Below are 25,027 nucleotides of genomic sequence, written 5' to 3'. Positions count from 1 at the left end.
GAAACCACCTGGACATGCGTAGGGTGATCGGGCTCATCTGTGCGAGTTCGTCAGAAAAACGGCAAGAGATTGAAACAAGCGCAGTCTGCCTAAAATTTCAAACGCAAAATCAGTGGTTCAGCAATTCTTTAAGGGAGAAGCGTGACCAGTTCATGGTTTGCAGCGGCCTTAAAGCGGGCAGTGTCATCAGCGGGGCGATTGGCTGCAGCGGCGCGAACGGCTTTAACGGTGTCATGCCCCGCCCTGGTTTCATCGGCCCGCCGGCAGCATCCTCTGAAAACACAACCGCATGACCTGAGCAATCGATGATCCAGCCATTGACCAGGTAACTGACAAGGTTCCCTTTCAACGAATAAACAGCATCGTTCTGGACATAGGCTGCTGGCGCGCCATCCCAATAATGAAGATAGCCGTCCCGGATATATGCGACCGGCTGGCCGTTTTTATCGAATAGATCCATGTCGCCTCGCCAAGGCCTCCTCCAACACTGCCAGAGCATAGGCCTTAATGCGAGGCTGCCAAGCTTATGGCGTCAGGATCACCTTACCAAAGACCTTGCGCGCAGCAATCTCATCCAGAGCAGTGCCGATATCCTCCAGCGGATAAACCGCATGAATGTGTGGCTTCAACTTACCTTCCTGCACCCAGGTCAGCAGCTGCTCCATGTTTTTCTGGTGGCCTGCGGGATCTTTTTTGATCGCCGCCCCCCAGAAAACACCCCGGATATCGCAGCCTTTCAAAAGGGTCAGATTAAGCGGGATTTTCGGGATATCGCCGGAAGCAAAACCAATCACCAGAAAGCGGCCTTCCCAGGCAGTCGCCCGGATTGCTTGCTCAGCGAGATCACCGCCCACCGGGTCATAAACAACATCAACGCCGGCCCCGCCGGTTTTTTCCTTCAACGCATCCTTAAGCGGCGTTTTCGAATAATCAATCAGCTCGTCGGCACCGAGGGATTTGGCAAAGGCCAGCTTGTCTTCCGATGATGCACAGGCGATCACTTTAGCACCCATGACCGAGGCGATCTCAACGGCCGCCTGGCCGACCCCACCGGACGCGCCGAGCACAGCAACGGTTTCGCCGGCCTTCAAGTCCGCCCGGTCGCGGAAAGCATGCAGGGTCGTGCCGTAGGTCACGGTCAGACCCGCTGCAATCTCAAAGGAAATCCCTTCCGGCATTTTGACCAGTGATCCCTGGTCAATCGCGACCTTTTCCCGGGCCGCACCATAAACCATATACCCCATCACCCGGTCGCCAACGGCAAAATCCGTGACACCGTCTCCGACCGAGTCAACAATCCCTGCAAATTCAGCGCTCGGCGAGAACGGTGGTTCTGCCTTGAACTGGTATTTGCCCTGAATGATCAGCGTATCGAAAAAGTTGAGCGCGCAAGCTTTGACCGTAACCACGACCTCACCGGCCGAAGCCACCGGATCAGGCAGGTCTTCAATGACAAGGTTCGACGGCGGTCCATAAGACGGGCAGATACAAGCTTTCACGGGCGCTCTCTCATCGCTGGAACTTAAGCAGTGTTACGTATGCTTAGCAGGGGTTGGGCGCATGCGAAACATGCGCAAAAGTCTGAATTTTTGGCGACGTAACGTCACCCCAAAATGGATCTTACGGTTCACTCCGCTGCTGCATTCGGCTATGAGACGCCGCAACACGCACATGAATGAAGAACGGAATGAAAATGCGCGGATATTTCGCTGTTGGCGCCGAAGGCCTGTCGAAACGGATGAATCTTGGAACCCTGATGCGGTCCGCCCATGCATTTGGCGCCAGTTTTTTCTTCACAGTCGATGCCGAACAAAAAATCCGCAGGGCACCAAAGTCTGACACCTCCAAAAGCCCTGGGCATTTGCCAACTTTCGACTGGGACAGCGTCGACACCATGGATTTGCCGCGCGGTTGCCAGCTGGTTGGCATCGAGCTCACGGACGATGCCATCGACTTGCCGAGCTTCGGCCATCCACTGCAGGCTGCCTATGTCCTTGGTCCGGAACGCGGATCCCTGTCACCGCAGATGCTGGAGCGCTGCGATCATGTCGTGAAAATCCCGACGAAATTCTGCATCAACATCGCCATGGCCGGCGCCATTGTCATGTATGACCGCCACCGCGCGCTTGGCCGCTATGCCGACAGAGCCGTATCTTCTGGCGCTCCGACCGTCGAACGCCCGAAACATGTCAGCGGCGGCCCAATCAGCCGGAAAGGCCGGATCGTCCCAGGCAATGAGCGCTAAAGGTTCAGATCAGTTCACATCCACAGAAGCGTCCGCCTCGATCAACTGACGCAGACGCCCGAAGGCCAGGCGGATGCGCGACTTGACGGTTCCGAGCGGCAATCCAGTCTGTTCTGAAATCTCGCTGTGCGACAGGCCGATGAAAAAGGCCAGGCGAACCACTTCCTTCTGCTCGTCGGGAAGTTCTTTCAAGGCAGCCCGGACCCGTTCTTCGCGCAGGCGGGCATCCATCTCATCGGCAACATCGGGCAGCGGGGTTGGCTGCAAGGCCGGTTCATCTGGATTGAGTTCGGCGGTTTTTTGCCGGCGCAGCCGGTCAATACGCCGGTTCCGAGCAATTCGAAACAGCCATGTGCTTGCGGAAGATTTTTTCGGGTCGAACAGCTCCGCCTTGCGCCAAAGTGTCACCATGACGTCCTGGGTGACTTCTTCGGCAACCGCATCGTCCGCCCCCTGTTTCATCAGATAGCCCTTAAGACGCGGCGCGAAATGATCGAAAAGCTCAACAAATGCCGTTTTGTCCCGGCTTGTCGCGACTTTTACAATCAATTCGGAAAAATACTGTGTCTGCGCCAAAGGTTGATGAACTCCACTGCACCCTTCTTGTTTAGCAGGTTCGGCGTAATTCGGAAGAGGGAACAACAAGATCGCCACACTGTCGCCTAGTTTTCCCGCGACAGCCAAGAAACAATGTTATGCACTCAAAACCGGCCGAAGGGCTTCAACCCTTTCGTAACTCGCTTTAAGTTATCATTAAAGCAACGTTTATATGTGTGTCGGTAATTGAATTAAATTTAACTGGAACCCCAAACCAAACGGTATGGAGATCATGAAAGCAAAAACGCTGGTACTGGCCTTAGCAGGTTTAGCCGTTTCGAGTGCAGCGGCTTTCGCACAGACCCCAACGCTTTTGAAGCAGCACAAGGACTGGGCGTCCTATGCGCTGACCAGCGGCAGCGGTAAAGTCTGTTACGCGCTGACAAAACCGACAACCATGCTGCCTGGCGACAGGAACCATGGCGACGTCTTCTTTTTCGTAACCTCCCGCCCGGCGGAAGGTGTGAGCTCAGAGCCGAGCTTGCTGGTTGGTTATCCGTTCAAGGATAAATCTTCCGTATCGGTTGATGTCGACGGCAAGGCCTTCACGTTGTTCACCAACAACGATGGCGCTTGGGTCGAAAACGCGGCGACCGAAGCTCAACTCGTTGGCGCAATGAAAGCGGGCCGTGAGATGACAGTGAATGGCGAATCCAGCCGCGGCACGCGCACGACCTACAAGTTTTCGCTCTCCGGCGTCACAGCCGCGATCAATACAGCCGCGCAAGCTTGCAAGTAACGGCTCACGCCGTTCCATCTTTTGAAATCGAGCGCATACCAGCGCTGCGCCTGGAAAACTTGATTTTCCGGGCGCTTTGTGGTTTTGGGTGTGACTTAAAGTTTCCCTGACAGGTACAGGCGATCCGGCAAACCAGCCGCTGCGGCGAGCTTGGGTATGTAGTGGCCGGATAAAAAACGGATCACGACATGGCGGTTACGCTTGATATCGCGCGGGACAATCCGAACGCGCAGACAATCGCAGGCATTGCGGACGATACCCAATTGGACGACGGCAAACCGACCTTGATCGGCCTGAACCGGGACGAGCTCGGCGAAGCGCTCGGAACCATTGGTGTACCGCAAAAACAGTGGCGCATGCGCGCCTCCCAGCTGTGGCATTGGCTTTATGTGCGCGGCGTCTCCGATTTTTCCGAGATGACCAACATCGCCAAGGATCTGCGCGCCAAACTCGCGGACGCTTTCACGATCGCCCGGCCGAAAATCGTTTCCGAACAGATTTCCGTCGACGGCACCCGCAAGTGGCTGTTCCAGTTCCCGCCGCGCGGCGCCGGCCGGCCGGTGGAAGTGGAAACCGTCTATATTCCGGAAGAAGGCCGGGGCACACTCTGCGTTTCCTCGCAAGTCGGCTGTACCCTCACCTGCACCTTCTGCCACACCGGCACGCAAAAACTGGTGCGCAACCTGACACCAGAAGAGATTCTGTCGCAAATCCTGATCGCCCGCGACCGGCTCGGAGATTTCCCCGACGCCCAAACACCGCAAGGGGCCATTGTGCCGTCGGAAGGCCGCTTGGTCACCAACATCGTCATGATGGGAATGGGCGAACCGCTCTATAACTTTGAAAACGTCAAAAAAGCACTTTTGATTGCCTCGGACGGCGACGGGCTGTCGTTGTCCAAGCGGCGGATCACCCTTTCGACCTCTGGTGTTGTGCCGGAAATCTTCCGGACAGGCGATGAAATCGGCTGCATGCTGGCGATTTCGCTGCATGCGGTGCGCGATGACGACCGGGATATTCTGGTTCCAATCAACAAGAAGTGGAACATCGAAGCCCTGCTCGATGCTTGCCGCAACTACCCCGGCCTGTCGAACGCCAAACGCATCACCTTTGAATATGTGATGCTGAAGGACATCAACGACAGTAATCAGGATGCACTCGAATTGGTGCGGCTCTTGAAAGGCATTCCGGCGAAAATCAATTTGATCCCATTCAATCCTTGGCCCGGCTCGCAGTATGCCTGTTCAGATTGGGAGCGGATCGAAGAGTTTGCCGATATCGTCAACCGGGCCGGCTATGCCTCGCCGATCCGCACCCCGCGCGGCCGCGATATTTTTGCTGCTTGTGGCCAGCTAAAATCAGCATCCGAACGGATGCGCAAGAAGGACCGGGAAGCTCTGCAGGCGAAAAAGGCAGCTGTCTATTAAGTGGTCAGAGCAAAGGCACTGAAAACAGCAACTGTTTTTGCTCCACGATGAGCCCTCAGTACAGGCCTATGAAAGCGACGTGGGGCTCCATTGGAACCCCACGGTCAACATTTAGCTTTCGACAAAAGCCAACAAATCGGCATTCACCAGGTCCGGATGCGTGGCAAAGAACCCGTGGGACAGACCCGGATAGGTTTTCTGAGTACCGTTTTTCAGAAGCTTGATCGCCTTATCCGCTGAATTGGCGATCGGGACCACTTGGTCGTCATCGCCGTGCAGCACCAAGACCGGGACATCAATAGCCTTCAGATCTTCCGTCTGATCGGTTTCCGAAAACACCGCGATACACTGGTAGTGCGCAGACGCGCTGCCCATCATACCCTGGCGCCACCAGTTCTGGATGAGGCCCTGACTGACGTCCGCGCCCTCCCGGTTGAAGCCATAAAACGGACCAGACGGAACATCTAAAAAGAACTGAGCACGGTTGTTGGCGAGTGCTGCCCGCAGTCCGTCAAACACTTCCAGCGGAATTCCATCCGGATTTTTGTCTGTTTTCACCATCAAGGGCGGAATTGCGCCCAGAAGAGCGGCCTTGGCCACACGGCCTGGTTCCGCACGAGCCACATAGCGGGCCGCTTCTCCACCACCGGTCGAATGGCCGATGTGGACCGCGTTTTTCAGATCCAGTTCCCGAACGAGCTCAGCGACATCGGAAGCATAGGTGTCCATGTCGTGACCTTTGTCTGTCTGCTCCGAGCGGCCATGGCCGCGGCGATCATGGGCAATCACACGGTAGCCTTTAATCAAAAAGAACAGCATCTGATTGTCCCAATCGTCCCCACTGAGCGGCCAGCCATGATGGAAAACAATCGGTTGAGCGTCCTTGGGTCCCCAATCCTTGTAGAAGATTTCAGTCCCATCGGTTGTCGTGAACGTCGCCATTTTCAAGTCTCCTGTTTTATTCGATTGCGCGTGTGCTGCAGTCAGGCCTGGCACAGCAGCCACTGCCAGAAGCGCACCGCCGGTTTGCAGCACATGCCGCCTATTCGGATTTGGTCCCTTGAGATTGTTCATTGTTATTGGCCTCTGTCGTTTCTTGGAGTACGTGGCCTTGTCACGAGAAGCGCGACAATACCTATTGAATACCAATTGTCTACCCTCTTCAAAATTGACCGATTACTTAACGAAAATATGACCAATTATGCTTTTTGGTATTCACATATTCTACGTATCGAGAATACGTGGTTCTATTTTGGTATTCTCAATAAAGCTCTTCGGGTTGCTGTCTTGGCATTGCCTTGCTCCCTAATTGACCGTGTGACTGTTTCGACATGGACAGAGATAGACGCTGAGCGATACGATCAGAATTGGCGTAAATGACATCATTCGAGGCATAAGTGACAAATCAACAAGATCGATGTTTGGCGGAAATTGCCTTGCTGATGTATCCGGAAAGCCAGCTGGCCGCAGTGCACGGCCTTACCGACTTGTTTCGCATTGCCAGCGAGTGGGTCGGCGACGATCCAAAACCCTGGATCCGCGTGACGCACTGGGTTCCGCAAGAAGATGAGACGGAAGCCAGCGTGACATGCATCTGGGACAGCCACCCAGGACCCCAGCATCAATTGGACTATGTGATCGTCCCGCCGAGCATCGCCATGCCGGAAAAGATGCAGTCAATGCCAGAGGCTGGAAAATGGCTGAAAGACCAGCACGGCAGGGGCAGCCGCATCTGTTCGGTTTGCGCAGGTGCATTTGTGCTGGCTGAAAGCGGCCTGATTGATGGCCGTACGGTCACCACCCATTGGGCTTTTGCGCAGGCGCTGTCTTCGAAATTCCCGCAGATCGATGTTGCGGACCAGCACATGGTTTTAGATGACGGCGATATAATCACAGCGGGCGGCATTCTCGCATGGACCGATCTTGGCTTGACCCTGGTTGAGCGCTTGATGGGTCCCAGTGCGATGCTGGCAACGGCCCGCTTTCTCCTGATCGATCCACCGCGCCAGTTACAACGGCCTTTTCGTCAATTCATCCCGAAGTTCCATCATGGCGACGAGTCAGTGCTCCAGGTTCAGCACCACATTCACGCGCACGTCGCCGAACCACACAACCTAACTGATTTGGCTGACCTTGCCGGAATGGGAGGCCGTACATTCCTGCGCCGGTTTTCAAAAGCAACGGGGCTCAAGCCAACGGAATATGTTCAAAACGTCCGGATTTCGAAGGCACGCGAGATATTGGAACTGACCGGAAAAACCGTCGATCAGATCACCTGGGAGGTCGGTTATTCCGATCCGGCCGCATTCCGGAAGGTTTTTCAGCGACTAACCGGGCTCGCACCGAACGCCTACCGGCAGCGGTTCGGGATTGGCGAAAATCAAGTTTGAAACCAGAACTTCGATCAGATTGAAACGTCCTAACCTCAATTCAATTTAAGTTGTTCGCTTTACAGCAGCTTTTCGGCTGACATATTTGTAATTATTTGATAATTGATTTGTTAAATTCCTCAATTTCAGATGTTTGAGAAAGTGACATGAGCGCTACAAAACCCAGGGTCGGTGAACCAATAGACGAAACCAGCTTTGAACTCCTGGATGGATCCAAGGTTTCCATTGGGCAGGCGAAGGACCGCTGGACAATGTTATTTGTCTATCGGGGCCGCCATTGCCCGCGTTGCAAACGCTTTTTGAACAAGTTGAATGCTGTTTTGACCGACTGGACCAAAGTTCTCGACGTGATTGTCGTCTCGGCGGACACTCAGAACAAAGCCAAGGCAGACAAGGAAGAGTTCAATTGGGAATTTGATCTGGCATATGGGATGACCGAACAGCAAATGCGCTCACTCGGTCTCTACGTATCCCAGCCACTTTCAGAGGCCGAAACAACAGACATTTTCGCGGAGCCCGGCACGTTTGCGATCCGCCCGAATGGCACCTTGATGCTAGTCGACATCTCCAACGGCCCAGCGGCCCGCCCCGATCTGACTGAACTTCTTGATGGTATGATTTTTAACATCACCAACGACCGCCCCGTCAGAGGGACAGCTTAATAAACAGCTGTTGGCACAAAAGTGAGGGCCGCCTTTAGGCGGCCCTTTTTGCCTGGATAGTCGATCGCCAGCGCCACATTGAGCCAACCGGCATGATCCGCAAACTGGCGTTAAGCCGCAGTCACTTCCTCAAGGAACGTGGCAACAGCGCTGTTTAAGTCCGCCAACTTGGCACTTGCGTCCAGCGCAGCCTGATCAACAGCGCCAGCAGATTGAGACGTTGTTTCAACAGCGCCACTGACGTTGGCCATATTGTCACTGGCTGCCGATGTACCCGCAGACGCCTCAGCTGCACTTCGGCTGATTTCGCCGGTTGCAGCGTCCTGCTCCTGCACCGCTGCGGCAATTGACGTGGTGTTTTCGTTTGCCTGCACCATGACGCTGGAGATTTCCTCGATCGAAGCCACAGCTTCTTCGGTCGCAGCCTGAATATCGGCTATCTGTGAGGAGATTTCCTCGGTTGCCTTAGATGTCTGCGTCGCCAGTTCCTTGACCTCAGCGGCAACAACCGCAAATCCCTTGCCGGCTTCACCAGCCCGGGCGGCCTCAATCGTCGCATTTAGCGCGAGCAGGTTTGTTTGCTCTGCGATTGCCTGGATCAAGACAATCACCTCACCAATGCGCGCTGACCCGGTGGAGAGTTTCTCCATCTTATCGGTGCTTTCGTGAGTTTGCCGTGTGGCCGTTTCGATCACCTTAGAGGTTTCTTCGACCCGCTCCCCAATTTCGGAGATCGACGACGACAGTTCTTCCGTGGCTGCCGCCACAAGCTGCACATTGCCCGAAGCTTGGGTTGTCTCAGTGGCTGCACTGTTTACTTCCCCAGCAGCGTCAGTAGCGGTGGCCATCATTGAGGTTGCGTTTGCCTTCATCTCTTCCATAGCATGGCCGACGTTTTCCAGCATTTCAGTCGATTGCGACCGGAACCCGGCAATCAATTCGTCAACCCGTTGCTGCCGTTCGATCCTTGAGCGTTCCTCTTCTTTTTGCAGTTCCGCCAACCGCGCTTGCTCAGCCACCCCGTCACGGAACCCGGCAATCGCGGTTGCGATTTCTCCAATTTCATCCGACCGGCTTGCTTCAGCGAAATTCACGCTGACATCACCACCCGCCAGCTTGACTGCACTGGAGACCAGGTTTTTGATCGGCTTGACGACGGAGCGGGCTGCCCACCAGCCGGCCCCAGTCATGACCAAAAAGATACCGAAGCAAATGATTGCGATTTGATTCCGCAAATCGGCAACTGGCTGCAATATCTCGTCATGTCCTTCTGCAGCAACAACAGCCAGATTTGCGCCGTGAAACTGAAGAGGCACAGCCGCTGCAACAAACTCCATGCCGCGGTACTCTTCCAACAAGCCAACGGTTTCCTGGCCGTTCAACGCAGCTTCGACAACAGCGCCATCGAGGCTTGCATTCAGAATGTCGTTTTCGTCCGGCGTCTTCGCCGAATCATTGCGGAACATCTTGTCGGCACCAACGAGGATGGCTTCTCCAGTTTCCCCCATCCCGGCAACATCACTCATGATGGCGTTGATGTTGTCGATTGGCATCTGAAAGACCAGCACACCCAGTTTTTTGCCGTCTTCATAGAGCGGCGTGGAAATGAAACTGGCTGGTGCATCAGCACTCGGGGCATAGGGTTTGAAGTCGAAGAAGTGGATTTCACCAGGGCCGCTGTTTTTTGCCGCACGGAAGGCGTTACCCAAGTCAGTCGACTTATATTCGTCACTGACCAGATTTGTGGCGTAGTCCAGCTCCTTAAAGACGGTGTAGATCAAAGAGCCATCATCAGAGAAAAGGAAAATATCGTAGTAACCCCGTGTCTTCAGCATCTTGCGGAACCACGGATGATACTTCTCGTGGACCTGATCGTAGACAGTATCCCCAGCACTCATCAAAGCGTCTTTTTCGCCGAGTGGATGCGGGTTGTCGTGAATATAGGCAGCTTGCAATACCGAACGCGGATTGCCTTCAACCCCCTTCCAGGCTTCTTCAAATTCGACAACTGCGGACTTAACGAATGGGCTATCCGCGGTTACTTCGAGATCTTGAACGATCGAATCGAGATAACGGGACAAATCGCCAGAACGCGCTTTTGCCAGCGCTGTCAAACGCGTCTCTGCCAAATTCTCAATGTTTGTTGAGCTCACCCAGTAGGCCAAGGCCCCCACGACCATAGCCGCAAAAACGGAACAACCCGCGATAAGCGCCGGCAGCCGGAAACTAAGTTTGGTATTTTTCATGATCATTCGCCTAGACCAAAAACTTTGCTTAACGCTAGGCAGGCAAGAGCTACAACTAAGTTAATTTGTAGAATTAGATCTATTTTCGAGATTTTTTTGCCAGTAAATAAAATCAAGAATATGCATTTGAACTGCAAGACAACCAATATTAACATAAATATTTTTACTATAGGCGCTATATCAATTTAAAAGTGAAAAATAGAAATCAGATCAACCTATTAATTCTTAACAGGACAGCACTGTCATTATTACCTAGAAATGAAACAGCAGCCCGACGGCGGCCTTTTGCAGAGAAACCTTTCTGAAGCCAACAAAACACGTTCACGCCGTCCAGGTCACCAAGGCGCGGCAACTGACACCCCCCTGAACAAAGCCACCAAACTCATTCAAGTGGTGGACCGACCATTTCCATCCCATGTTTGCCGGCTAGGCCTGCGATTGCATCCTGGCTCTGCGTACCATCAGTTAGGATCGCATGAATCGATGGTATGAATTCCTCGAATGTGCCGGCAGGTGACAAGATGTATCTGAGTTTTCCAACGGTGGATCCGACATTTTTGAAAGCATGCACAGTCCCGCGAGGCACAAAACCGACATCACCCGGCTTCATATGATGGCGCTCCCCCGCGATCTCGACATCAAACGCGCCCTCAAGAAAAAAGAAAGTCTCGTCCTGGTCCCGATGGATATGGCGCGCAGGGCCTTGTCCAGGATGAACATCATCTTCGAAAATCGCCAATGTCCCATCCGTCTGTTTGCCAGACAATAGAATTCTAAACGTGATGAAATCTGGTATCTCGAAAGTTTGAATACTCGAGGGAGTAATATGCAAAGGCTTTGGCGCATCCTCGCGCCTTACAGGTTCTGACATGGTTCCATCTCCTGCATCAGCGGCTCAAAGGTCCACAAACACACCGCAAGGTCGTAACGAAAAAGGCCGCCCAAAAGCGGCCTCCTCCATTACTTGGAACCTGGTTGAATTAAATCAAACCAGACCGGCCTTGGTCAGCGGCAAACTGGTGACCCATTCACCTTTCGCCGCCGCAATTGCATTGGCAACAGCCGGACCGATTGGCGGTGTTCCCGGTTCACCGATTCCGGTCGGGGATTCGGTCGAGGCAACGATATGCAGCTCGATTTCGGGCATGTCGGAAATGCGCAGGGACTCGTAGGTGTCAAAGTTTGTCTCTTCGACATACCCGTCCGAGAGCGTCACCTGGTTGCGCAGGATCGCGCCGAGGCCGTAGCCAATACCGCCTTCAACCTGAGCACGGATGTTATCCGGATTGACCGGCACACCGCAGTCGACGGCCGCTGTGACCTTTTCCACCTTGACCGTTCCATCCTCGCGGAAGGAGATCTCGACGACTTCCGCCACATAAGACCCGAAGGACTTGTGAACAGCGACGCCGCGATGACGGCCTTCCGGCAACGGCGCGTCCCAGCCAGCCTTCTCGGCAGCCAGCTTCAGCACGTTCGTCTTGCGCGGATCGTCCTTGAGAAGCTCAAGGCGCAACGCCACAGGATCCTTGCCGGTTTCCTTGGCGATCCGGTCGACAACCGTTTCCATGACATAGGCCGTGTGGGTGTGCCCCACGGACCGCCACCACAGAACCGGCACCGGTGTTTCCTGGAAGGCCTGATCCATGTTCATCATCGGGAACGAATAGGTGGTATCGGATGCCCCTTCGGTCATGTTGTGATCCACACCATTCGGCATCAGCATCGGCTCAAAGGCCGTGCCCTTGATGATGGACTTGGCCGCAATGTTGTATTTCACCGCCGTGACATTGCCATCGCCGTCGAGGCCAACTTTGACTTTGTGCGCCGACATTGGGCGGTAGTAACCACCACCCATATCGTCTTCACGGGTCCAGACAATCTTCACTGGCCGTGGATCCATGCCGGCTTCCCGCATGGCCTTCAACAGGAAGGAAATCTCCGAGACCGGATGCGCATCCCCTTGCGCCCGGCGTCCAAAGGACCCGCCAGCCCACAACGTGTTGATGCTGACCTTCTCGAACGGAATGCCGAGGATGGTGGAGGCAACATTGTGGTCGATGGTCGGGATTTGCGACCCAAACCAGAACTGAGCCGTTTCACCATTGAACTCGCCGACAATGTCCAGCGGCTCCATGGCACCATGGGCAAGGAACGGGAAATCGTAGTCGATTTCCACGACCTTTGCGGATGCTTCCAAAGCGGCATCGACGTCGCCATCTTCGCGCACCTTGAGGCCCGGCTTGGTGGTCATGTCCTTGAGTTCGGTCATCATCGCGTCGGTGGACCGGGTTTCAGCCGCACTGTCGTCCCACTCGATCTCCAGGAGACCGCGCGCCTTGATGGCCGGCCAGGTGCTTTCAGCGACCACGGCAACACCATTCGGGATCTGGATAATATCGACGACACCAGCAACCTTCTTGGCCTCTGTGGCATCGAAGGACTTGACCGTACCACCAAACCGCGGCGAACGGGCAACGGTTGCTGTCAGCATGCCCTCGCGATTGAAGTCGATGGTATAGGTGTTCGGTGCACCGACCGTCTTGTTCTTGACGTCCTTCCGCGGAAACGACCTGCCAATATAGACCCACTGGTCCGGTGTTTTCAGGGCCGGCTCAGCCGGAACATCTTCGTTCGCTGCCAAACCTGCAAGCTCACCGAGCGTTGCAGATTTACCGGAAGAGTGAGAGACAACACCGCCGGAAACGGTGATTTCACCCGCCGGCACGCCCCATTCCTTGGCAGCAGCGGAGACAACCATTGCCTTGGCAGCTGCACCAGCCTGACGGTATTGCATGAACGCATTTGGCATGGCGGTGGAGCCACCTGTGCCCTGAACGCCGAACAGGCTGTTAGCATAAAGCTGCGGGTTGGATGGGGCCAGCTCCAGCACAATTTGCTCGTGCGACGCATCGAGTTCATCGGCAACCAGCGTTGCCAAACCGTTTGCCGTGCCCTGCCCCTTGTCGAGGTGCTTGGACAAGACAACAACCGTATTGTCAGGCCGAATGTGCACAAACGGCTGAACAAATTCACCCGTATCGGCAGCGGCTTTCGCAGCGTTTGGCATCTTGGCTGCGATGATCAGACCACCAACTGCGCCCGCTGCCATTTTCAGGAATGTCCGGCGGCTCGGTTTTGGGGCTTCAAGAGGTTTTTGGAGGAGATGCAACATGGCTTAGGCCTCCATCTTGTCGGCTGCGGCATGGATTGCCTTGCGGATACGGGCGTAGGTCGCGCAGCGGCAGACGTTCCCGTCCATGGCTGCGTCGATGTCTTCGTCGGTCGGTTTTGGAGTGTCGGTCAGAAGCGCCGTGGCTGCCATTATCTGACCGGACTGACAATACCCGCATTGCGGCACGTCCAGCTCGTTCCAGGCTTCCTGAACAGCTTTGGCGGCTTTTCCGTTCACGCCTTCGATTGTGGTGATTTCGGCGCCCTCAAGGTCACCAACCATGGTTTGGCAAGAGCGGATCGGCATACCGTCCCAGTGGACCGTGCAAGCACCGCAGGATGCAATGCCACACCCGAATTTGGTGCCGGTCATTCCGAGCTCGTCGCGCAGAGCCCAAAGCAGAGGGCTCTCGGGATCCGCGTCGAGCGTGCGCGTTTCCCCGTTAATTTTCAAAGTTACAGACATGAGGAGGCGTCTCCCTTGGCTGGCCTGGACTGGCTGAAGGATGTAAACTACACTGTGTAGTGTAGTGATTAGATCTGCATCTGTAAACGCCCTAGTTTACATAGGGCCCAAATTTTGGGATTAAAGAGCGATAAGAAGCGCTGGGTAAACAATGTCGGTATCCGACCAGAAAAAGAAACAAATCGTCGAAGCGGCCATCGCCGAGTTTCAGGAAAAGGGATTTGCGGGCGCCAGCATGGACCGCATTTCCGAGCGCGCCCAGGTTTCCAAACGCACCGTCTACAATCACTTTGAAAGCAAGGAAACACTGTTCAAAGCGATCAACCAGTGCCTCGCGGATCAAATCAATTCCGCGCTTGAAGTGCCGTATGATCCGGACAAGCCAATTCGCGATGCGCTCATAGAGCTCGGCTGGGCCGAAGGTGAATTGATGGTCAATCCCTGTTTCATGAGCCTTGCCCGCATGATCATGAGCGAAACCATCCGCGATCCAGAGTTGGCTGCCGATATGAACGCCCGCATGACCAAGTTGACCGTGTTTGCCGAGTTCATGGAACGGGCGACAGCAGAGGGCCGACTTTCCGTAAACGATCCAAATGTCGCGGCAGAGCAGTTTCTTGGTCTGATCAAGTCCCGCAGTTTCTTTCCCAATATTTATGCAAACCGTGTTGCTGAACGGGACGAAATGGACAAGATCATAAACGAGAGTGTGGATCTGTTCCTGGCGCAATATGGAAAGACCGAACAGGCAACCGGCAACAAAGTCGCCTGAAGGCTCCGCCTTGGCAAAACATGTCGATCCCAAGTTCTTTTAGGATCCAGAGTAATCAGAACAACGTTATTGTTAAACCAAAGCCGCCGTTGACTTCCCTATAGGATTGCCACAAAACTTCCCAAATCAATGTATTTGAACGGCAATTGAGATGAGAGCGTCAACGCAAGAAGTCGTCACCCATCTTTTTCTAATACTTTGTTGTTTCGGCATTTCCATAAACGTGCACGCAGCGGAAGTCGGCTGCGAACGCCCGCTGACTGTGCTTGTCTCGGATCAGTTTCCACCATTCTCTGAAAGAAGCGAAGATGGCAGCTTCAAAGGCCTGGATATCGACATAATCCAGACTGTTATGGAAACAGCCGGATGCGAGTTCAAATTCGTGGTCGTACCCTGGAAACGCGGTATCTTGATGCTGGCCGAGGGAAAGCTCGATTTTGTTGCATTCGCTTCTATCACGCCTGAGCGGCGCGAATTTGCGAATTTCACTGCACCCTACCGGCACGAACGGATACGGCTGATCACGCTAAGCAATCGCGCAAACGCCATTCAAATCGCAGAATTAAAGGACCTCGCCCGCAGCAATTTGGTCATCGGCAACTCCTCAGGCACCTATCGCGGCGAAGAGTTTGCAGCCTTTGAGGTCGCCCATAAATCTTCTGGACATCTGGTAGATATTCCGAGCAGCACACATGGCATACAAATGCTTCTGTCCAGCAGGATAGATGCCCTTGTCGCTGACCAGTCTGTGGCATTTGCTATTGCAGAAGGTCTTGGAGTCAGATCTCAACTTACGGCAAATCCATACAAAGTCTTCGACAATCCAGTTTACCTAATGGCGAGCAGAAAATCGGTTTCTCCGGCAACACTTCAACGGATCAATTCTGCACTTGAGAAAACTGTTGATGCAGACGTTTACAATTGAACGGGTATCAAGGTTCTTGAGGCCAAAGATCCGCACTTTAGGTTTCCAACGCAGAGGCAGAGCACACATTTGAGGGCATGTGTTATGCCCCCAAGCTCTAACTTTTCCCCTTGTCTTCCACAGGCTTATCCAAAAGCTGTCCCCAGCGGGTGCGGTCCGCCATTTGTTGGCGGGTCTTGTCGGAAATCAGCCCGTCGACATTTTCCGGTACCCAGCCGCCGCCGAGCCCCTTATAGACCGCGATCAAATTGGTCAGCACATTGGCTTCTGCCGCAATCAGCCGTTCTTCGGCAACCAACAAATTTTTCTGCGCATCCACCACGCGATTGTAAGACGCCGTGCCGTCTTCATATTGCGCCTCAACTTCGCCAACGGAACTGCGCGCCGCACGAAGGCTTCTGCGCAAATAAACCGCCTGCTGTTTGGACCGCAAAAACGCTATCAGCGCATTCTCCACCTCGGCATAAGCGGACAGAACCGTGTTTTCGTAGTTCAGCAAGGCTTCCTGGAACTTGGCATCTTGCACCCGGACATTGTTTTTGATCCGGCCATAATTCAAAAAATTCCAGGAAAACCCGGGATTGATGAAGCCGGTTGTCGAACCGCCGGAAAACAGATTTGAAAAGTCGTCGGCCCGAACCCCGATCGCCCCGGCGATTGTAAAGGCGGGAAAGAGATCCGCTTTGGCAACGCCGATCTGAGCCGATTGAGCCGCTGCGATGTATTCCGCCTGCCGGATGTCCGGCCGCCGGCGCAGCATGTCTGCCGGCACACCAACCGCAACTTCCGCCGGCACACGCGGGAACCCGGACTTGTTGGACAGGCGCGTCTTCATTTTGCCGGGCGCTTCGCTCAAGAGAACGCTCATCGCATTAAAAGCTTGCGCCAGCTCGGCCTCATAGCCCGGAATGGCCGCCAATGTGTTGTTGTAAAGAACCGTGGCCTCATCCACGTCGAGCTTGGTCGCGGCGCCGTTTTCCAGGCGCAAACGGGTCAGGTTCAAAGATTTCTTTTGTAAGGCCGCATTTTTCCGGCTGGAGCCAATCAGCTGCTGCAATTCGCGAATGGTGACATAGGTGGCTGCGATGTCGCCGGTCAGCGTCACCAAGGCATCGTCGTAAGAAGCCAGATTGGCCCCCAGGTTCGCATTTGCCGATTGAACATCACGCCGGATCTTGCCCCAGACATCGATCTCCCAAACCGCATCGAAACCGACCGACACCCGGGAGATATGACTATCGACCAGCCCAACACGCTCTAAATCCCGAATGAACGGATCACGTGTGCTGAAGCGGATGTTTTCCGAATTTCCCTTGATCTCCTGAACCTGCGGGAAGAGCTCCCCCCGGGCAATTCCGAGCTGCGCGCGGGCCTGATAGACCCGAACTCCCGCTGCCTGCAGTTCCACATTCTGCTGATAGGCTTCTGAAATCAGGCCATTCAGCGTTTCATCCTTAAATACATGCCACCATGGCACGGAGACGGCACTCCGGCTGGTGAAGCCGGTCCGATGATCGACCGGCAGATTGGCACCTTTGCTCCAGCTGTCGAGGACCGGTGCTTCCGGACGCTCGAAATCCGGACCGACCATGCAGCCGGACAGGATCAGCATGCACGCCAACCCGGCAAATCTTCGAAAATGTCGAAACAAGTTCACCAGCATTACCTACACATCGAACGGAATGATGAAATTGACCCAGGCATAAAGGCGCATATTTACCCGGCGCAACACCGACACCCATTCGCCGCCGCCACCCGTATAGATCGCAGCTGCGCCATGCGCTCCTCCTGGGAACCGCTTCAAGGCCGGATCGTCATCCAAGATAATTTCCACCGCGAACCGGCCTTGTGGGCTCATGAAAAGGAAATTCGGCACATTTCCGCTCGGCTTAATCTGGCCTTGCCCTGTGCCTTCCCAGATGGCTTTCACTTTACCGGTGAACACCTGACCGGGATAAATATCCAGCGCGACCTCGACCGGCTGGTCCGGCTCAACGAATTTCAAATGCTCTTGATAGAAAGTCGCCAAGAAATAGGGATCGGCATCGGCGACGAACGCCGCGATCGACCCAATCCGGAAACCACCAACGACGAGACCCGGCCGCGCTTGCTGGCTGATAATCTTGCCATCTTCCGGCGCATAAATGGTCGTCTGGTCCAGATAATACTGCGCCTGATCCACCTGGGCTTGCGCGGCAGCGACTTGTGCGTTGACTCCGTCCACTTGCGCATCAGCCGCCAATTGCGCCTTTTTCACATTGGCGGCCGCCTCCGCGACCTGGGCCTTTGCGGCCGCCAGCTGCGCAGTCCACTTGTCCAATGTTTCCTGTTTGGCACCGCCACGTGGCACGAGGTTAGTATACCGGGTGACTTGCTCCGCCGCATAGCTCTCATTGGCTTCCGCCTCTGCCTGAGCATCCTGGGCCTGCGCAATATCCTCTTGCAGTATTTGTGCGTTTTGCTGCGCGCCAACGAGATTGGCCTCGGCTTCTGCAAGCTGCGCTGCATAAAGCGTCGTCTCGAACTGATAGAGCTTGTCGCCCTTTTTCACCGGCTGGTTCTGGGCAACATAAACTTCCTGGAGCATTGTTGGATGCGGCAAGCGCGGCGCAATCTGAACCGTTTGGCGGATCACATGCCCATCGATGGTGTAAGGGGCAAAAAAGCGCAGGAAAACCACCAGCAAAAACAAGACATGGAAACCGACCCAGAACGTCACCACGCCCCAGACAATGTTAAATTTCAAAAGTTTGTATTTGTAAAAGACGACCCAGCAGACGATCGCATAAACGGCGACAATAAGAAGCGCGATGGTCATGCAGCGCCTCCTGGTTCACCAGCATTTTTTTGAGTTTCTGTCGCTTCAGACACCCCTTCGGCTTGAACAGATGCACTGGCCGCCAGCCCTGTGTCACCGTCAGGTTCCGGCGTGATTTCGGCCCCCTTCGGCAGTTTCCGTATATCGATGGTCAGACTGTCGTGATAGGCCCACATCAGCGCATGGATCCAAGGAAACACAGTGAACAGCCCGATCCAGCCACCCAACTTGACGGAATCCGCATGTGGGTGCTTGCGCTTTTCCGCGAGTTTTCCCGGAAGACCACCGAGCGTGATCATCACATAGAAAAACGCGATGACCGCCAGAACCCCGATAAAAAAAGTCAGGTAATCATAGCTGTCCAGTTTGAAATCAATCAGGCCCATTGCCCCTCCGCGTCGGCACCCGAAACCGATGAATTAACGTTTCAGAACACCCTCAGACGCCAAAGATCCAAAAGCAAGTCTCTTTATCAATTTTGGACAATCTGTTGCCCGATCCTCATCTCATGCCAAAAAGCCGCAAAATTGACCGTTTCGGGGGCTTGCGCGACCCAAAGAACCGGCTAAATTGCCGCAAATTTTCAACGATGCGGCTCTTCCGCTAAAACACACGAACTGGACCTTCCCTAAATGGCGCATGGTGATATCAAGAAAGTCGTGCTGGCCTATTCCGGCGGCCTCGACACGTCCATCATCCTGAAATGGCTGCAGACCGAATTCGGCTGCGAAGTGGTGACTTTTACGGCCGATCTCGGCCAGGGTGAGGAACTGGAACCGGCGCGCAAAAAGGCCGAAATGCTCGGTATCAAGGAAATCTACATTGATGACCTGCGCGAAGAGTTCATCAAGGATTTCGTGTTCCCAATGTTCCGCGCCAATGCGGTCTATGAAGGCGTTTACCTGCTCGGCACGTCTATCGCCCGTCCGCTGATTTCCAAGCGTCTCATCGAAATTGCGGAAGAAACCGGCGCCGACGCCATTGCCCATGGCGCCACCGGCAAAGGCAACGACCAGGTTCGCTTCGAACTGTCGGCCTATGCGCTAAACCCGGACATCAAGGTGATCGCACCTTGGCGTGACTGGTCGTTCAAGTCGCGGACCGACCTTCTGGATTTCGCAGAAAAGAACCAGATCCCGGTTCCAAAAGACAAGCTTGGCGAAGCCCCGTTCTCGGTCGACGCCAACATGCTGCACTCGTCGTCAGAAGGTAAAGTTCTGGAAGACCCGAACGAGGAAGCGCCGGAATATGTCTTCCAGCGCACCGTCGACCCGACCAAGGCCCCGGATGTGGTCACCGAAATCGAAATCGGCTTTGAAAAAGGCGATGCGGTTTCCCTGAACGGCGAAAAATTGTCTCCGGCAACCTTGTTTGCCAAGCTCAACGACTATGGCCGCGACAATGGCATTGGCCGCCTCGACATGGTCGAAAACCGGTTTGTCGGCATGAAGAGCCGCGGTATCTATGAAACACCGGGCGGCACCATCCTTCTTCAGGCGCACCGGGCGATGGAATCGATCACGCTCGACCGTGGCGCCGGCCACCTGAAAGATGAGTTGATGCCGCGCTATGCAGAGCTGATCTACAACGGCTTCTGGTTCTCTCCGGAGCGCGAAATGCTGCAGGCCTTGATCGACAAGAGCCAGGAGCATGTCACCGGCACCGTCACGCTGAAACTCTACAAAGGCAACGTCATCGTTGTTGGCCGCGCTTCGCCGTATTCCCTCTACTCTGAAGAACTGGTCACCTTCGAAGACGACCAGGGGGCTTACGATCAGAAAGATGCCGCCGGCTTCATCAAGCTGAACGCGCTGCGTCTGCGCACGCTCGCCAAGCGCAACCAGCTCGGCTAAATCATGGATCTTCCCGCTGCAACCCGCTTTTCCAAGAAGCTGGTCGCAGCGGGATTTTTGTCCTTTGGCGGCTTCCACCCGGATGAAGACGACCAGGTGCCAGCACCAAAAAATGGAAAACCGGCCCGCACGGTCCTCATGATCGGCAGCGCCGGTCAATCTTTCTGGCAAAGCTACCGCCAGACCTCTGAAGCTACCGACGGAAAATCCGATCCTATGGACCGGTTTACCCGCCGGGTTCTCACCAACCTTGCAGGTGAATTTGGCTTAACGCCGCTCTTTGTTTTCGACGGGCCGCCTTATTATCCCATTCAACGCTGGGCTCTGAAGTGCGGCGGGTTTACACAAAGCCCGTTTGGTCTTTTGGCACACGCGAAATACGGTCCCTGGGCGGGACTGCGGGCTGCGTTTGTTTCGCCAATCCACTTCGAAACTTCTGAAAAATTGGGCTCGCCAGGACCTTGCGGCGCCTGCCAGGAAAAACCTTGCATCAGTGCATGTCCCGTGAATGCCATTTCTTTGAAAGACGGCTACGACGTCCCGCGCTGCCTAGCCTATCTAAGAGATACTCCGGACGCGGCCTGCTGGGCCGGTTGCCTCGCCCGCCACGCTTGTCCAATCGGCAAGGACGTCGCCCAGGCACCGGATCATGCGCGGTTTCATATGGAGAGCTTTGCAAAGCTTGCCTGATCAGAAAACTGTTTCTTGAGTTTTGGCTCTATCAAATCAGAACGTATAACCTACCCGGACACCAGCATTGGTGATGCCGTTGTTGGCTTCGCACATGCCCGCATTTGAGCCGTGCTCGACCATGGCGGACACGTTGATTTGGTCGTTGATCCGAAAGCCTACAGACGCACTCTCGCGGAACATGACATTACAGCCAAGGCTCAGGCGGCTTCTGTCCGCACTGACATGCACACCATTGTGGACCATGCCGCCGAAGCTACCTTCGACGAATATGCGGTCCGTTAGATCTAAAGTTAGGCTGTAGCCGCCGTAAACAAAGCTGGTATGGCCCGCCGTATTCAGGCTGCCGCCGACATGCGGACGAAACGTGGCCCGCCACTGAACAACAGGGACAAAAAGATCGAAGGCAGCAAACCGGCTCAAATACTCGACGTTGAGATCAACGCCAGATTCCCGGTTCATCGTGTCGTGATACATGACCCCGCCACGGACTTCATGGCGCGGACCAGTGTTTCCGGACAGGTCAGCCGCTTGCACGGCGGATGCCATCAGAAGGCCCAGACAGGTTGATCCGACCGCATATATTACACGGATCATCAGTGCCCCCCTGTTCGATCCACGTGGTTTCCATGCCACACTAATCAACCAACCGCGCTAAGCAAGCCTCCAAAAGGCATCTGTTCCAAATTCTTAATAATTATTTACAGCTGTGACCGCTGAGACACAATCAGAGCCTGTGGCATCTAATGCTCCGGCGCGAAAAACAAAGTGGATTTGCATCTACTTGCAGATGCGGTCAGCCATCGATTTTGACAACACCGTCTTGATCAGGACAGGTTTTCAAAGCTTCTGCTGCTGTCACTCCCGCGCCAAGCGGCGCATCCGGCCAGATCTCGGCAAGCGGGATTAAGACAAAGGCCCGTTCACTCATTCGCGGATGCGGAAGTTCCAAATCTGGGTCATTGACGGTCTCCAGCCCGTAAATCAGCACATCAACATCAATGGTACGTGGACCCCAGCGGATCTCCCGGACCCGCCCCAGTTCGGTTTCAATCGACAAACACCGTTTCAGCAGCGCGTGCGGCGACAAAACCGTATCAACCAAAACACAGATATTCCTGAAATCATCTTGCGGAACCGGTCCCCATGGCGGCGTCTGGTAGTCAGACGAGCGCGCGACAACAGTGATCCCATCGCTTGCATTTAAAAGCTCCAGGGCTTTTTCAATTTGCGCAAACGTGTCGCCAATGTTGGATCCAAGTCCCAAGGCACATCGCGTCGGAGTTTTGGCATTAGCGGGAGCTGAAATCATGTCTTCAGATGTCATACTAGGCTGGGTTCCGTTCCAAACGTGTTGCGTCCAGCATACGCACACAATCGGCGTGTGGACGCACATCGTGAACCCGAATGATGCTTGCACCATTTTGGATCGCCGTCATATGCACGGCCATCGAGCCATACAGCCTCTCATCCGTTTCGACACCAAGAACCGCCCCAATCATGCGTTTCCGCGAGGCGCCCGCCAAGATCGGTAGTCCGTGTTTCTTCAAGGTTTCAAGCCGGTTCAGGATGACAAAATTCTGATCGATGGTTTTGCCGAAACCAAAACCCGGATCGAGGATTTGTTTATCCCGCGCAATACCGGCCCGATCGGCCAAAGACATTGAGGTTTCGAAAAACCGGTCGATGTCGGCGAGGATATCTATCTCGGCGTCCGCCTCATCCCGGTTGTGCATCATCACCACAGGAAGACCAAGCTCTGCAACCGTATCGGCCATCGCCGGATCTTTTTGTAAGCCCCAAACGTCGTTGACCAATGCAGCCCCAGCGGATCCAGCCCGCCGGGCAATTTCTGCCTTATACGTATCAATGGATACGGGAATGCCCAAATCGATAACTGGCTCGAGGATTGGCGCAAGGCGCGCCCATTCTTCATCCAGCTCGACCGGTGTCGACCCGGGACGGGTGCTCTCTGCCCCGACATCCAGAAGATCCGCGCCTTCTGCGATCATGGATTTGGCATGCTCAAGCGCAACATCGGCCGCGCTGAATCGGCCACCATCAGAAAAAGAATCCGGCGTGACATTCAAAATACCCATGACATGGGCACGGCGTGTTGGCAGAGCGTAGCTGGCGGCCTTGGCCATTCTCAGTTCCTTGATAACTCAGGACTGCCTGAATGCCCGCTTCAATAGCCAAGGTCAAGCAGCGGCAGCACCAGGCCGGAACTGGAACAATTTGAGGCGCTATTCAGCTGCCGCATGCTGAGAACTTTGGCTTTTGAGCACCAGATAACTCACGACACCGAGAACCGGCATAGCCGGGAGCACCAAGGCAAGCCCCAAGACCGGATCACCTACCAGAGCGATGATCAGGCTCGCGGCCACCCCGCCGCCAAATTGCAGGAATCCAAGCATAGAGGCCGCAGCGCCTGCAATATGCGGAAAGGGCGCCATGGATTCGGTGAAACTGGCTGGCAGCACAAAGGCCAGCGAAAACACAAACAGCGCTACTGGGGCCATCACGGTGGTGATGGAAAGCGGCTGTGTGAGTGTCAGAAAACACATGACGCAGGACGCGACAATCAGCATCACCAGGCCGAAGGGCACCAGCCGATGCGCATCAGTTACCTTCAACAATCGTCCGGTAATCACCGTCCCCAAAATGAACGACCCGGACTGCAAAATCATGGTCAGGCCAAACTCGGACGGCGTCAAACCAACTTTATAAATCAGGACAAACGGTAAGACCGTTGCCAATGCATAAATATTGCCAAGACCGCAGCCAATCAAAAGTGCCGGCGCCAAAAACCGAGGATCTTTAATGAGAGCCAAGTAATTGATCCCGAGCTGCCGCGGATTGAGGTGGTGTTTGCCCGGATACCGGTTGGTTTCCACCTGAAAAACCGTAACAGCTGCCATCAAGGCCAGGCCATAGATCACCATGCACCAGAAAACTTCCCGCCAACCGAAGAGCTCGAGCACAAAACCACCGATGGTTGGCGACAGCGCCGGCCCAAGTGCCAGCATCATGGCAATCGTGTTCATGATCCGCGCCGAATCCTGCCCCGTGAACTGATCGCGGACAAGCGCTCGCGACACGGAAATACCGATCGCCGCACCGACACCCTGAAGCGCGCGGGCAAAAACCATGAATTCCACTGTTGGGCTGAAAGTCGCAAGCACACTCGATACCAGATAGATGCCGAGGAACAGGATGGTTACAGGCTTGCGGCCAAAAGCATCGGTGAGCGGGCCACAAATCAACTGTGTGGCCGCAAAGCCCGCAAAATAGGACGTCAGTGTGAGTTTGACGGCGGCATCGGACGTGCCGAACACCTCCACGAGCGTTGGCATCGCTGGCGTGTAAAGCGCCATCGATATCGGCCCGACAGCCACCAGGCCGGCGCCCAAAAGCGCGGTCCTGCGCGCACTCATCATGGACGCTTGTTCCGTCATTTGCCCTTCCCGTTGGCCGATTGCAGGAACAGGCTGTCTTTCATGTTTTGAAGAAGGTGTTCCAGAGTTGCCCGGTCTTCACCGGTTACACCTTCCAGCGCCTTGGTGCGCACACCTTCCAGGGCGACACTGATGCTCTCCAGAAGCGGGTCAGCCTCTGGCGTCAATTCAATCAACTTCGCGCGTTTGTCTGATGGATCCGGGCAGCGTTTGATCAACCCCGCCTTTTCCAGAGAGTCCAGATAACCGACCAGGGTCATCGGCTCGACATACATGGCATCAGCCAGCACAGCCTGCCGCTGGCCTGGCATCCGCCAGACATAAAACAGCGTCCGTGCTTCTCCGACGGTCAGTCCCGTCTCGACATCCGACAAGGCAGCCTCAAAGCGGCGGCGGAGCATCCGCGCCAAATCAACGATCAACATTGTCACGCCCACATTGGGGGGAGGTAAGGTCATAACCCACCAGATAGCAGCAATTTAATAAGGATACCTTACTAACTAGGGTGCGACCGCACTTCTGTCAATGAGCAGAACTGCCACTGCATTGCACAATTGTCGCACTG

Annotated in this window: 25 protein-coding genes; 9 read left to right on the top strand and 16 right to left on the bottom strand. The window is 54.8% G+C overall.

Annotated elements, in window-relative coordinates; translation table 11 throughout:
• Positions 1-109: 109 nt before the first annotated feature.
• Positions 110-460 carry a 4-fold beta flower protein gene (locus ACOOFE_RS00820; RefSeq protein ID WP_420413230.1) on the bottom strand — a complete coding sequence of 117 codons (351 nt, stop codon included), beginning with the start codon at positions 458-460 and terminating at the stop codon, positions 110-112.
• Between the two features lie 64 nt (positions 461-524).
• Positions 525-1,499, bottom strand: coding sequence for an NADPH:quinone oxidoreductase family protein (locus tag ACOOFE_RS00815; protein ID WP_420413229.1), 975 nt, complete (start codon positions 1,497-1,499; stop codon positions 525-527).
• Positions 1,500-1,693: 194 nt separating this feature from the next.
• On the opposite strand from ACOOFE_RS00815, the gene ACOOFE_RS00810 reads away from it, so the two are divergent.
• On the top strand, positions 1,694-2,245 hold the full coding sequence (locus ACOOFE_RS00810) for an RNA methyltransferase (protein WP_141184665.1): 552 nt from the start codon (positions 1,694-1,696) through the stop codon (positions 2,243-2,245).
• A 9-nt stretch (positions 2,246-2,254) separates the two neighbouring features.
• Here ACOOFE_RS00810 and ACOOFE_RS00805 read toward each other — a convergent pair whose 3' ends face one another.
• Positions 2,255-2,821 (bottom strand): sigma-70 family RNA polymerase sigma factor, encoded by a 567-nt coding sequence (locus tag ACOOFE_RS00805; protein ID WP_420413228.1) that lies wholly within the window; start codon positions 2,819-2,821, stop codon positions 2,255-2,257.
• A 253-nt stretch (positions 2,822-3,074) separates the two neighbouring features.
• Between ACOOFE_RS00805 and ACOOFE_RS00800 the strand changes: the two genes are divergently transcribed.
• Complete coding sequence (locus ACOOFE_RS00800; protein ID WP_420413227.1) at positions 3,075-3,581, top strand: invasion associated locus B family protein; 507 nt, start codon at positions 3,075-3,077, stop codon at positions 3,579-3,581.
• A gap of 188 nt (positions 3,582-3,769) precedes the next feature.
• On the top strand, positions 3,770-5,008 hold the full coding sequence (rlmN, locus tag ACOOFE_RS00795) for a 23S rRNA (adenine(2503)-C(2))-methyltransferase RlmN (protein WP_420413226.1): 1,239 nt from the start codon (positions 3,770-3,772) through the stop codon (positions 5,006-5,008).
• Between the two features lie 111 nt (positions 5,009-5,119).
• On the opposite strand, the gene ACOOFE_RS00790 is transcribed toward rlmN, so the two are convergent.
• Entirely contained in the window at positions 5,120-6,082 is a 963-nt protein-coding gene (locus ACOOFE_RS00790; RefSeq protein WP_420413225.1) for an alpha/beta fold hydrolase, read from the bottom strand.
• A gap of 323 nt (positions 6,083-6,405) precedes the next feature.
• Here ACOOFE_RS00790 and ACOOFE_RS00785 point away from each other — a divergent pair, with 323 nt between their 5' ends.
• Both ACOOFE_RS00785 and ACOOFE_RS00780 read left to right on the top strand, forming a co-directional pair.
• Entirely contained in the window at positions 6,406-7,398 is a 993-nt protein-coding gene (locus ACOOFE_RS00785; protein ID WP_420413224.1) for a GlxA family transcriptional regulator, read from the top strand.
• 146 nt (positions 7,399-7,544) lie between these two features.
• Positions 7,545-8,060, top strand: a complete 516-nt coding sequence (locus ACOOFE_RS00780) for a redoxin domain-containing protein (protein WP_420413223.1) — start codon at positions 7,545-7,547, stop codon at positions 8,058-8,060.
• Positions 8,061-8,170: 110 nt separating this feature from the next.
• On the opposite strand, the gene ACOOFE_RS00775 is transcribed toward ACOOFE_RS00780, so the two are convergent.
• The 4 genes from ACOOFE_RS00775 to ACOOFE_RS00760 form a co-directional block, all read right to left on the bottom strand.
• Positions 8,171-10,306, bottom strand: coding sequence for a methyl-accepting chemotaxis protein (locus tag ACOOFE_RS00775; protein WP_420413222.1), 2,136 nt, complete (start codon positions 10,304-10,306; stop codon positions 8,171-8,173).
• Positions 10,307-10,688: 382 nt separating this feature from the next.
• Entirely contained in the window at positions 10,689-11,177 is a 489-nt protein-coding gene (locus ACOOFE_RS00770) for a cupin domain-containing protein (protein WP_420413221.1), read from the bottom strand.
• 114 nt (positions 11,178-11,291) lie between these two features.
• Complete coding sequence (locus ACOOFE_RS00765; RefSeq protein WP_420413220.1) at positions 11,292-13,481, bottom strand: molybdopterin cofactor-binding domain-containing protein; 2,190 nt, start codon at positions 13,479-13,481, stop codon at positions 11,292-11,294.
• A gap of 3 nt (positions 13,482-13,484) precedes the next feature.
• On the bottom strand, positions 13,485-13,946 hold the full coding sequence (locus ACOOFE_RS00760) for a (2Fe-2S)-binding protein (protein ID WP_040451073.1): 462 nt from the start codon (positions 13,944-13,946) through the stop codon (positions 13,485-13,487).
• Positions 13,947-14,097: 151 nt separating this feature from the next.
• On the opposite strand from ACOOFE_RS00760, the gene ACOOFE_RS00755 reads away from it, so the two are divergent.
• The gene (locus tag ACOOFE_RS00755; protein WP_420413219.1) at positions 14,098-14,718 is read left to right on the top strand and encodes a TetR/AcrR family transcriptional regulator; all 621 of its coding nucleotides are present in this window, start codon (positions 14,098-14,100) and stop codon (positions 14,716-14,718) included.
• A 151-nt stretch (positions 14,719-14,869) separates the two neighbouring features.
• Positions 14,870-15,643 carry a substrate-binding periplasmic protein gene (locus tag ACOOFE_RS00750; RefSeq protein ID WP_420413218.1) on the top strand — a complete coding sequence of 258 codons (774 nt, stop codon included), beginning with the start codon at positions 14,870-14,872 and terminating at the stop codon, positions 15,641-15,643.
• 97 nt (positions 15,644-15,740) lie between these two features.
• On the opposite strand, the gene ACOOFE_RS00745 is transcribed toward ACOOFE_RS00750, so the two are convergent.
• The 3 genes from ACOOFE_RS00745 to ACOOFE_RS00735 are packed head-to-tail and all read right to left on the bottom strand — an operon-like array spanning position 15,741 to position 18,847.
• Positions 15,741-17,255, bottom strand: a complete 1,515-nt coding sequence (locus ACOOFE_RS00745) for an efflux transporter outer membrane subunit (protein ID WP_420413217.1) — start codon at positions 17,253-17,255, stop codon at positions 15,741-15,743.
• Between the two features lie 54 nt (positions 17,256-17,309).
• Positions 17,310-18,461 carry an HlyD family secretion protein gene (locus tag ACOOFE_RS00740; protein ID WP_420413216.1) on the bottom strand — a complete coding sequence of 384 codons (1,152 nt, stop codon included), beginning with the start codon at positions 18,459-18,461 and terminating at the stop codon, positions 17,310-17,312.
• The gene (locus tag ACOOFE_RS00735) at positions 18,458-18,847 is read right to left on the bottom strand and encodes a DUF3302 domain-containing protein (RefSeq protein ID WP_420413215.1); all 390 of its coding nucleotides are present in this window, start codon (positions 18,845-18,847) and stop codon (positions 18,458-18,460) included. Before ACOOFE_RS00735 ends, ACOOFE_RS00740 begins: the two co-directional genes overlap by 4 nt.
• A gap of 246 nt (positions 18,848-19,093) precedes the next feature.
• On the opposite strand from ACOOFE_RS00735, the gene ACOOFE_RS00730 reads away from it, so the two are divergent.
• Positions 19,094-20,314 carry an argininosuccinate synthase gene (locus ACOOFE_RS00730; RefSeq protein ID WP_420413214.1) on the top strand — a complete coding sequence of 407 codons (1,221 nt, stop codon included), beginning with the start codon at positions 19,094-19,096 and terminating at the stop codon, positions 20,312-20,314.
• Positions 20,315-20,317: 3 nt separating this feature from the next.
• The gene (locus ACOOFE_RS00725) at positions 20,318-21,004 is read left to right on the top strand and encodes a hypothetical protein (protein WP_420413213.1); all 687 of its coding nucleotides are present in this window, start codon (positions 20,318-20,320) and stop codon (positions 21,002-21,004) included.
• 36 nt (positions 21,005-21,040) lie between these two features.
• Here the strand turns inward: ACOOFE_RS00725 and ACOOFE_RS00720 are convergent, their stop codons facing one another.
• From ACOOFE_RS00720 to ACOOFE_RS00700, 5 genes are all read right to left on the bottom strand, one after another.
• Positions 21,041-21,601 carry an acyloxyacyl hydrolase gene (locus ACOOFE_RS00720; RefSeq protein ID WP_420413212.1) on the bottom strand — a complete coding sequence of 187 codons (561 nt, stop codon included), beginning with the start codon at positions 21,599-21,601 and terminating at the stop codon, positions 21,041-21,043.
• Between the two features lie 199 nt (positions 21,602-21,800).
• Entirely contained in the window at positions 21,801-22,331 is a 531-nt protein-coding gene (gene folK / locus ACOOFE_RS00715; RefSeq protein ID WP_420413211.1) for a 2-amino-4-hydroxy-6-hydroxymethyldihydropteridine diphosphokinase, read from the bottom strand.
• Position 22,332: 1 nt separating this feature from the next.
• Positions 22,333-23,151: a dihydropteroate synthase gene (gene folP / locus ACOOFE_RS00710; RefSeq protein ID WP_420413210.1), complete on the bottom strand. Its 819-nt coding sequence runs from the start codon at positions 23,149-23,151 to the stop codon at positions 22,333-22,335.
• A 99-nt stretch (positions 23,152-23,250) separates the two neighbouring features.
• Entirely contained in the window at positions 23,251-24,462 is a 1,212-nt protein-coding gene (locus ACOOFE_RS00705; protein ID WP_420413209.1) for a multidrug effflux MFS transporter, read from the bottom strand.
• On the bottom strand, positions 24,459-24,887 hold the full coding sequence (locus ACOOFE_RS00700) for a MarR family winged helix-turn-helix transcriptional regulator (protein WP_420413208.1): 429 nt from the start codon (positions 24,885-24,887) through the stop codon (positions 24,459-24,461). Before ACOOFE_RS00700 ends, ACOOFE_RS00705 begins: the two co-directional genes overlap by 4 nt.
• Between the last annotated feature and the right edge of the window lie 140 nt (positions 24,888-25,027).

It is taken from the genome of Roseibium sp. (assembly GCF_965216085.1).
Classification (GTDB): domain Bacteria; phylum Pseudomonadota; class Alphaproteobacteria; order Rhizobiales; family Stappiaceae; genus Roseibium.
Note: the sequence above shows the minus strand (reverse complement) of the source record. Positions and strands in the feature narration are given on the sequence as shown.

Coding starts and splice junctions, on each gene's coding strand:
- ACOOFE_RS00745 (WP_420413217.1), bottom strand. CDS start 17,255: ATGCTGATCCTGTCCGGCTGCATGGTCGGTCCGGATTTCGAGCGTCCG.
- ACOOFE_RS00725 (WP_420413213.1), top strand. CDS start 20,318: ATGGATCTTCCCGCTGCAACCCGCTTTTCCAAGAAGCTGGTCGCAGCG.
- ACOOFE_RS00780 (WP_420413223.1), top strand. CDS start 7,545: ATGAGCGCTACAAAACCCAGGGTCGGTGAACCAATAGACGAAACCAGC.
- ACOOFE_RS00770 (WP_420413221.1), bottom strand. CDS start 11,177: ATGTCAGAACCTGTAAGGCGCGAGGATGCGCCAAAGCCTTTGCATATT.
- ACOOFE_RS00760 (WP_040451073.1), bottom strand. CDS start 13,946: ATGTCTGTAACTTTGAAAATTAACGGGGAAACGCGCACGCTCGACGCG.
- ACOOFE_RS00700 (WP_420413208.1), bottom strand. CDS start 24,887: ATGTTGATCGTTGATTTGGCGCGGATGCTCCGCCGCCGCTTTGAGGCT.
- ACOOFE_RS00755 (WP_420413219.1), top strand. CDS start 14,098: ATGTCGGTATCCGACCAGAAAAAGAAACAAATCGTCGAAGCGGCCATC.
- ACOOFE_RS00775 (WP_420413222.1), bottom strand. CDS start 10,306: ATGAAAAATACCAAACTTAGTTTCCGGCTGCCGGCGCTTATCGCGGGT.
- folP (WP_420413210.1), bottom strand. CDS start 23,151: ATGGCCAAGGCCGCCAGCTACGCTCTGCCAACACGCCGTGCCCATGTC.
- ACOOFE_RS00810 (WP_141184665.1), top strand. CDS start 1,694: ATGCGCGGATATTTCGCTGTTGGCGCCGAAGGCCTGTCGAAACGGATG.
- ACOOFE_RS00730 (WP_420413214.1), top strand. CDS start 19,094: ATGGCGCATGGTGATATCAAGAAAGTCGTGCTGGCCTATTCCGGCGGC.
- ACOOFE_RS00705 (WP_420413209.1), bottom strand. CDS start 24,462: ATGACGGAACAAGCGTCCATGATGAGTGCGCGCAGGACCGCGCTTTTG.
- ACOOFE_RS00750 (WP_420413218.1), top strand. CDS start 14,870: ATGAGAGCGTCAACGCAAGAAGTCGTCACCCATCTTTTTCTAATACTT.
- ACOOFE_RS00790 (WP_420413225.1), bottom strand. CDS start 6,082: ATGAACAATCTCAAGGGACCAAATCCGAATAGGCGGCATGTGCTGCAA.
- rlmN (WP_420413226.1), top strand. CDS start 3,770: ATGGCGGTTACGCTTGATATCGCGCGGGACAATCCGAACGCGCAGACA.
- ACOOFE_RS00820 (WP_420413230.1), bottom strand. CDS start 460: ATGGATCTATTCGATAAAAACGGCCAGCCGGTCGCATATATCCGGGAC.
- ACOOFE_RS00735 (WP_420413215.1), bottom strand. CDS start 18,847: ATGGGCCTGATTGATTTCAAACTGGACAGCTATGATTACCTGACTTTT.
- ACOOFE_RS00800 (WP_420413227.1), top strand. CDS start 3,075: ATGAAAGCAAAAACGCTGGTACTGGCCTTAGCAGGTTTAGCCGTTTCG.
- folK (WP_420413211.1), bottom strand. CDS start 22,331: ATGACATCTGAAGACATGATTTCAGCTCCCGCTAATGCCAAAACTCCG.
- ACOOFE_RS00765 (WP_420413220.1), bottom strand. CDS start 13,481: ATGTTGCATCTCCTCCAAAAACCTCTTGAAGCCCCAAAACCGAGCCGC.
- ACOOFE_RS00740 (WP_420413216.1), bottom strand. CDS start 18,461: ATGACCATCGCGCTTCTTATTGTCGCCGTTTATGCGATCGTCTGCTGG.
- ACOOFE_RS00720 (WP_420413212.1), bottom strand. CDS start 21,601: ATGATCCGTGTAATATATGCGGTCGGATCAACCTGTCTGGGCCTTCTG.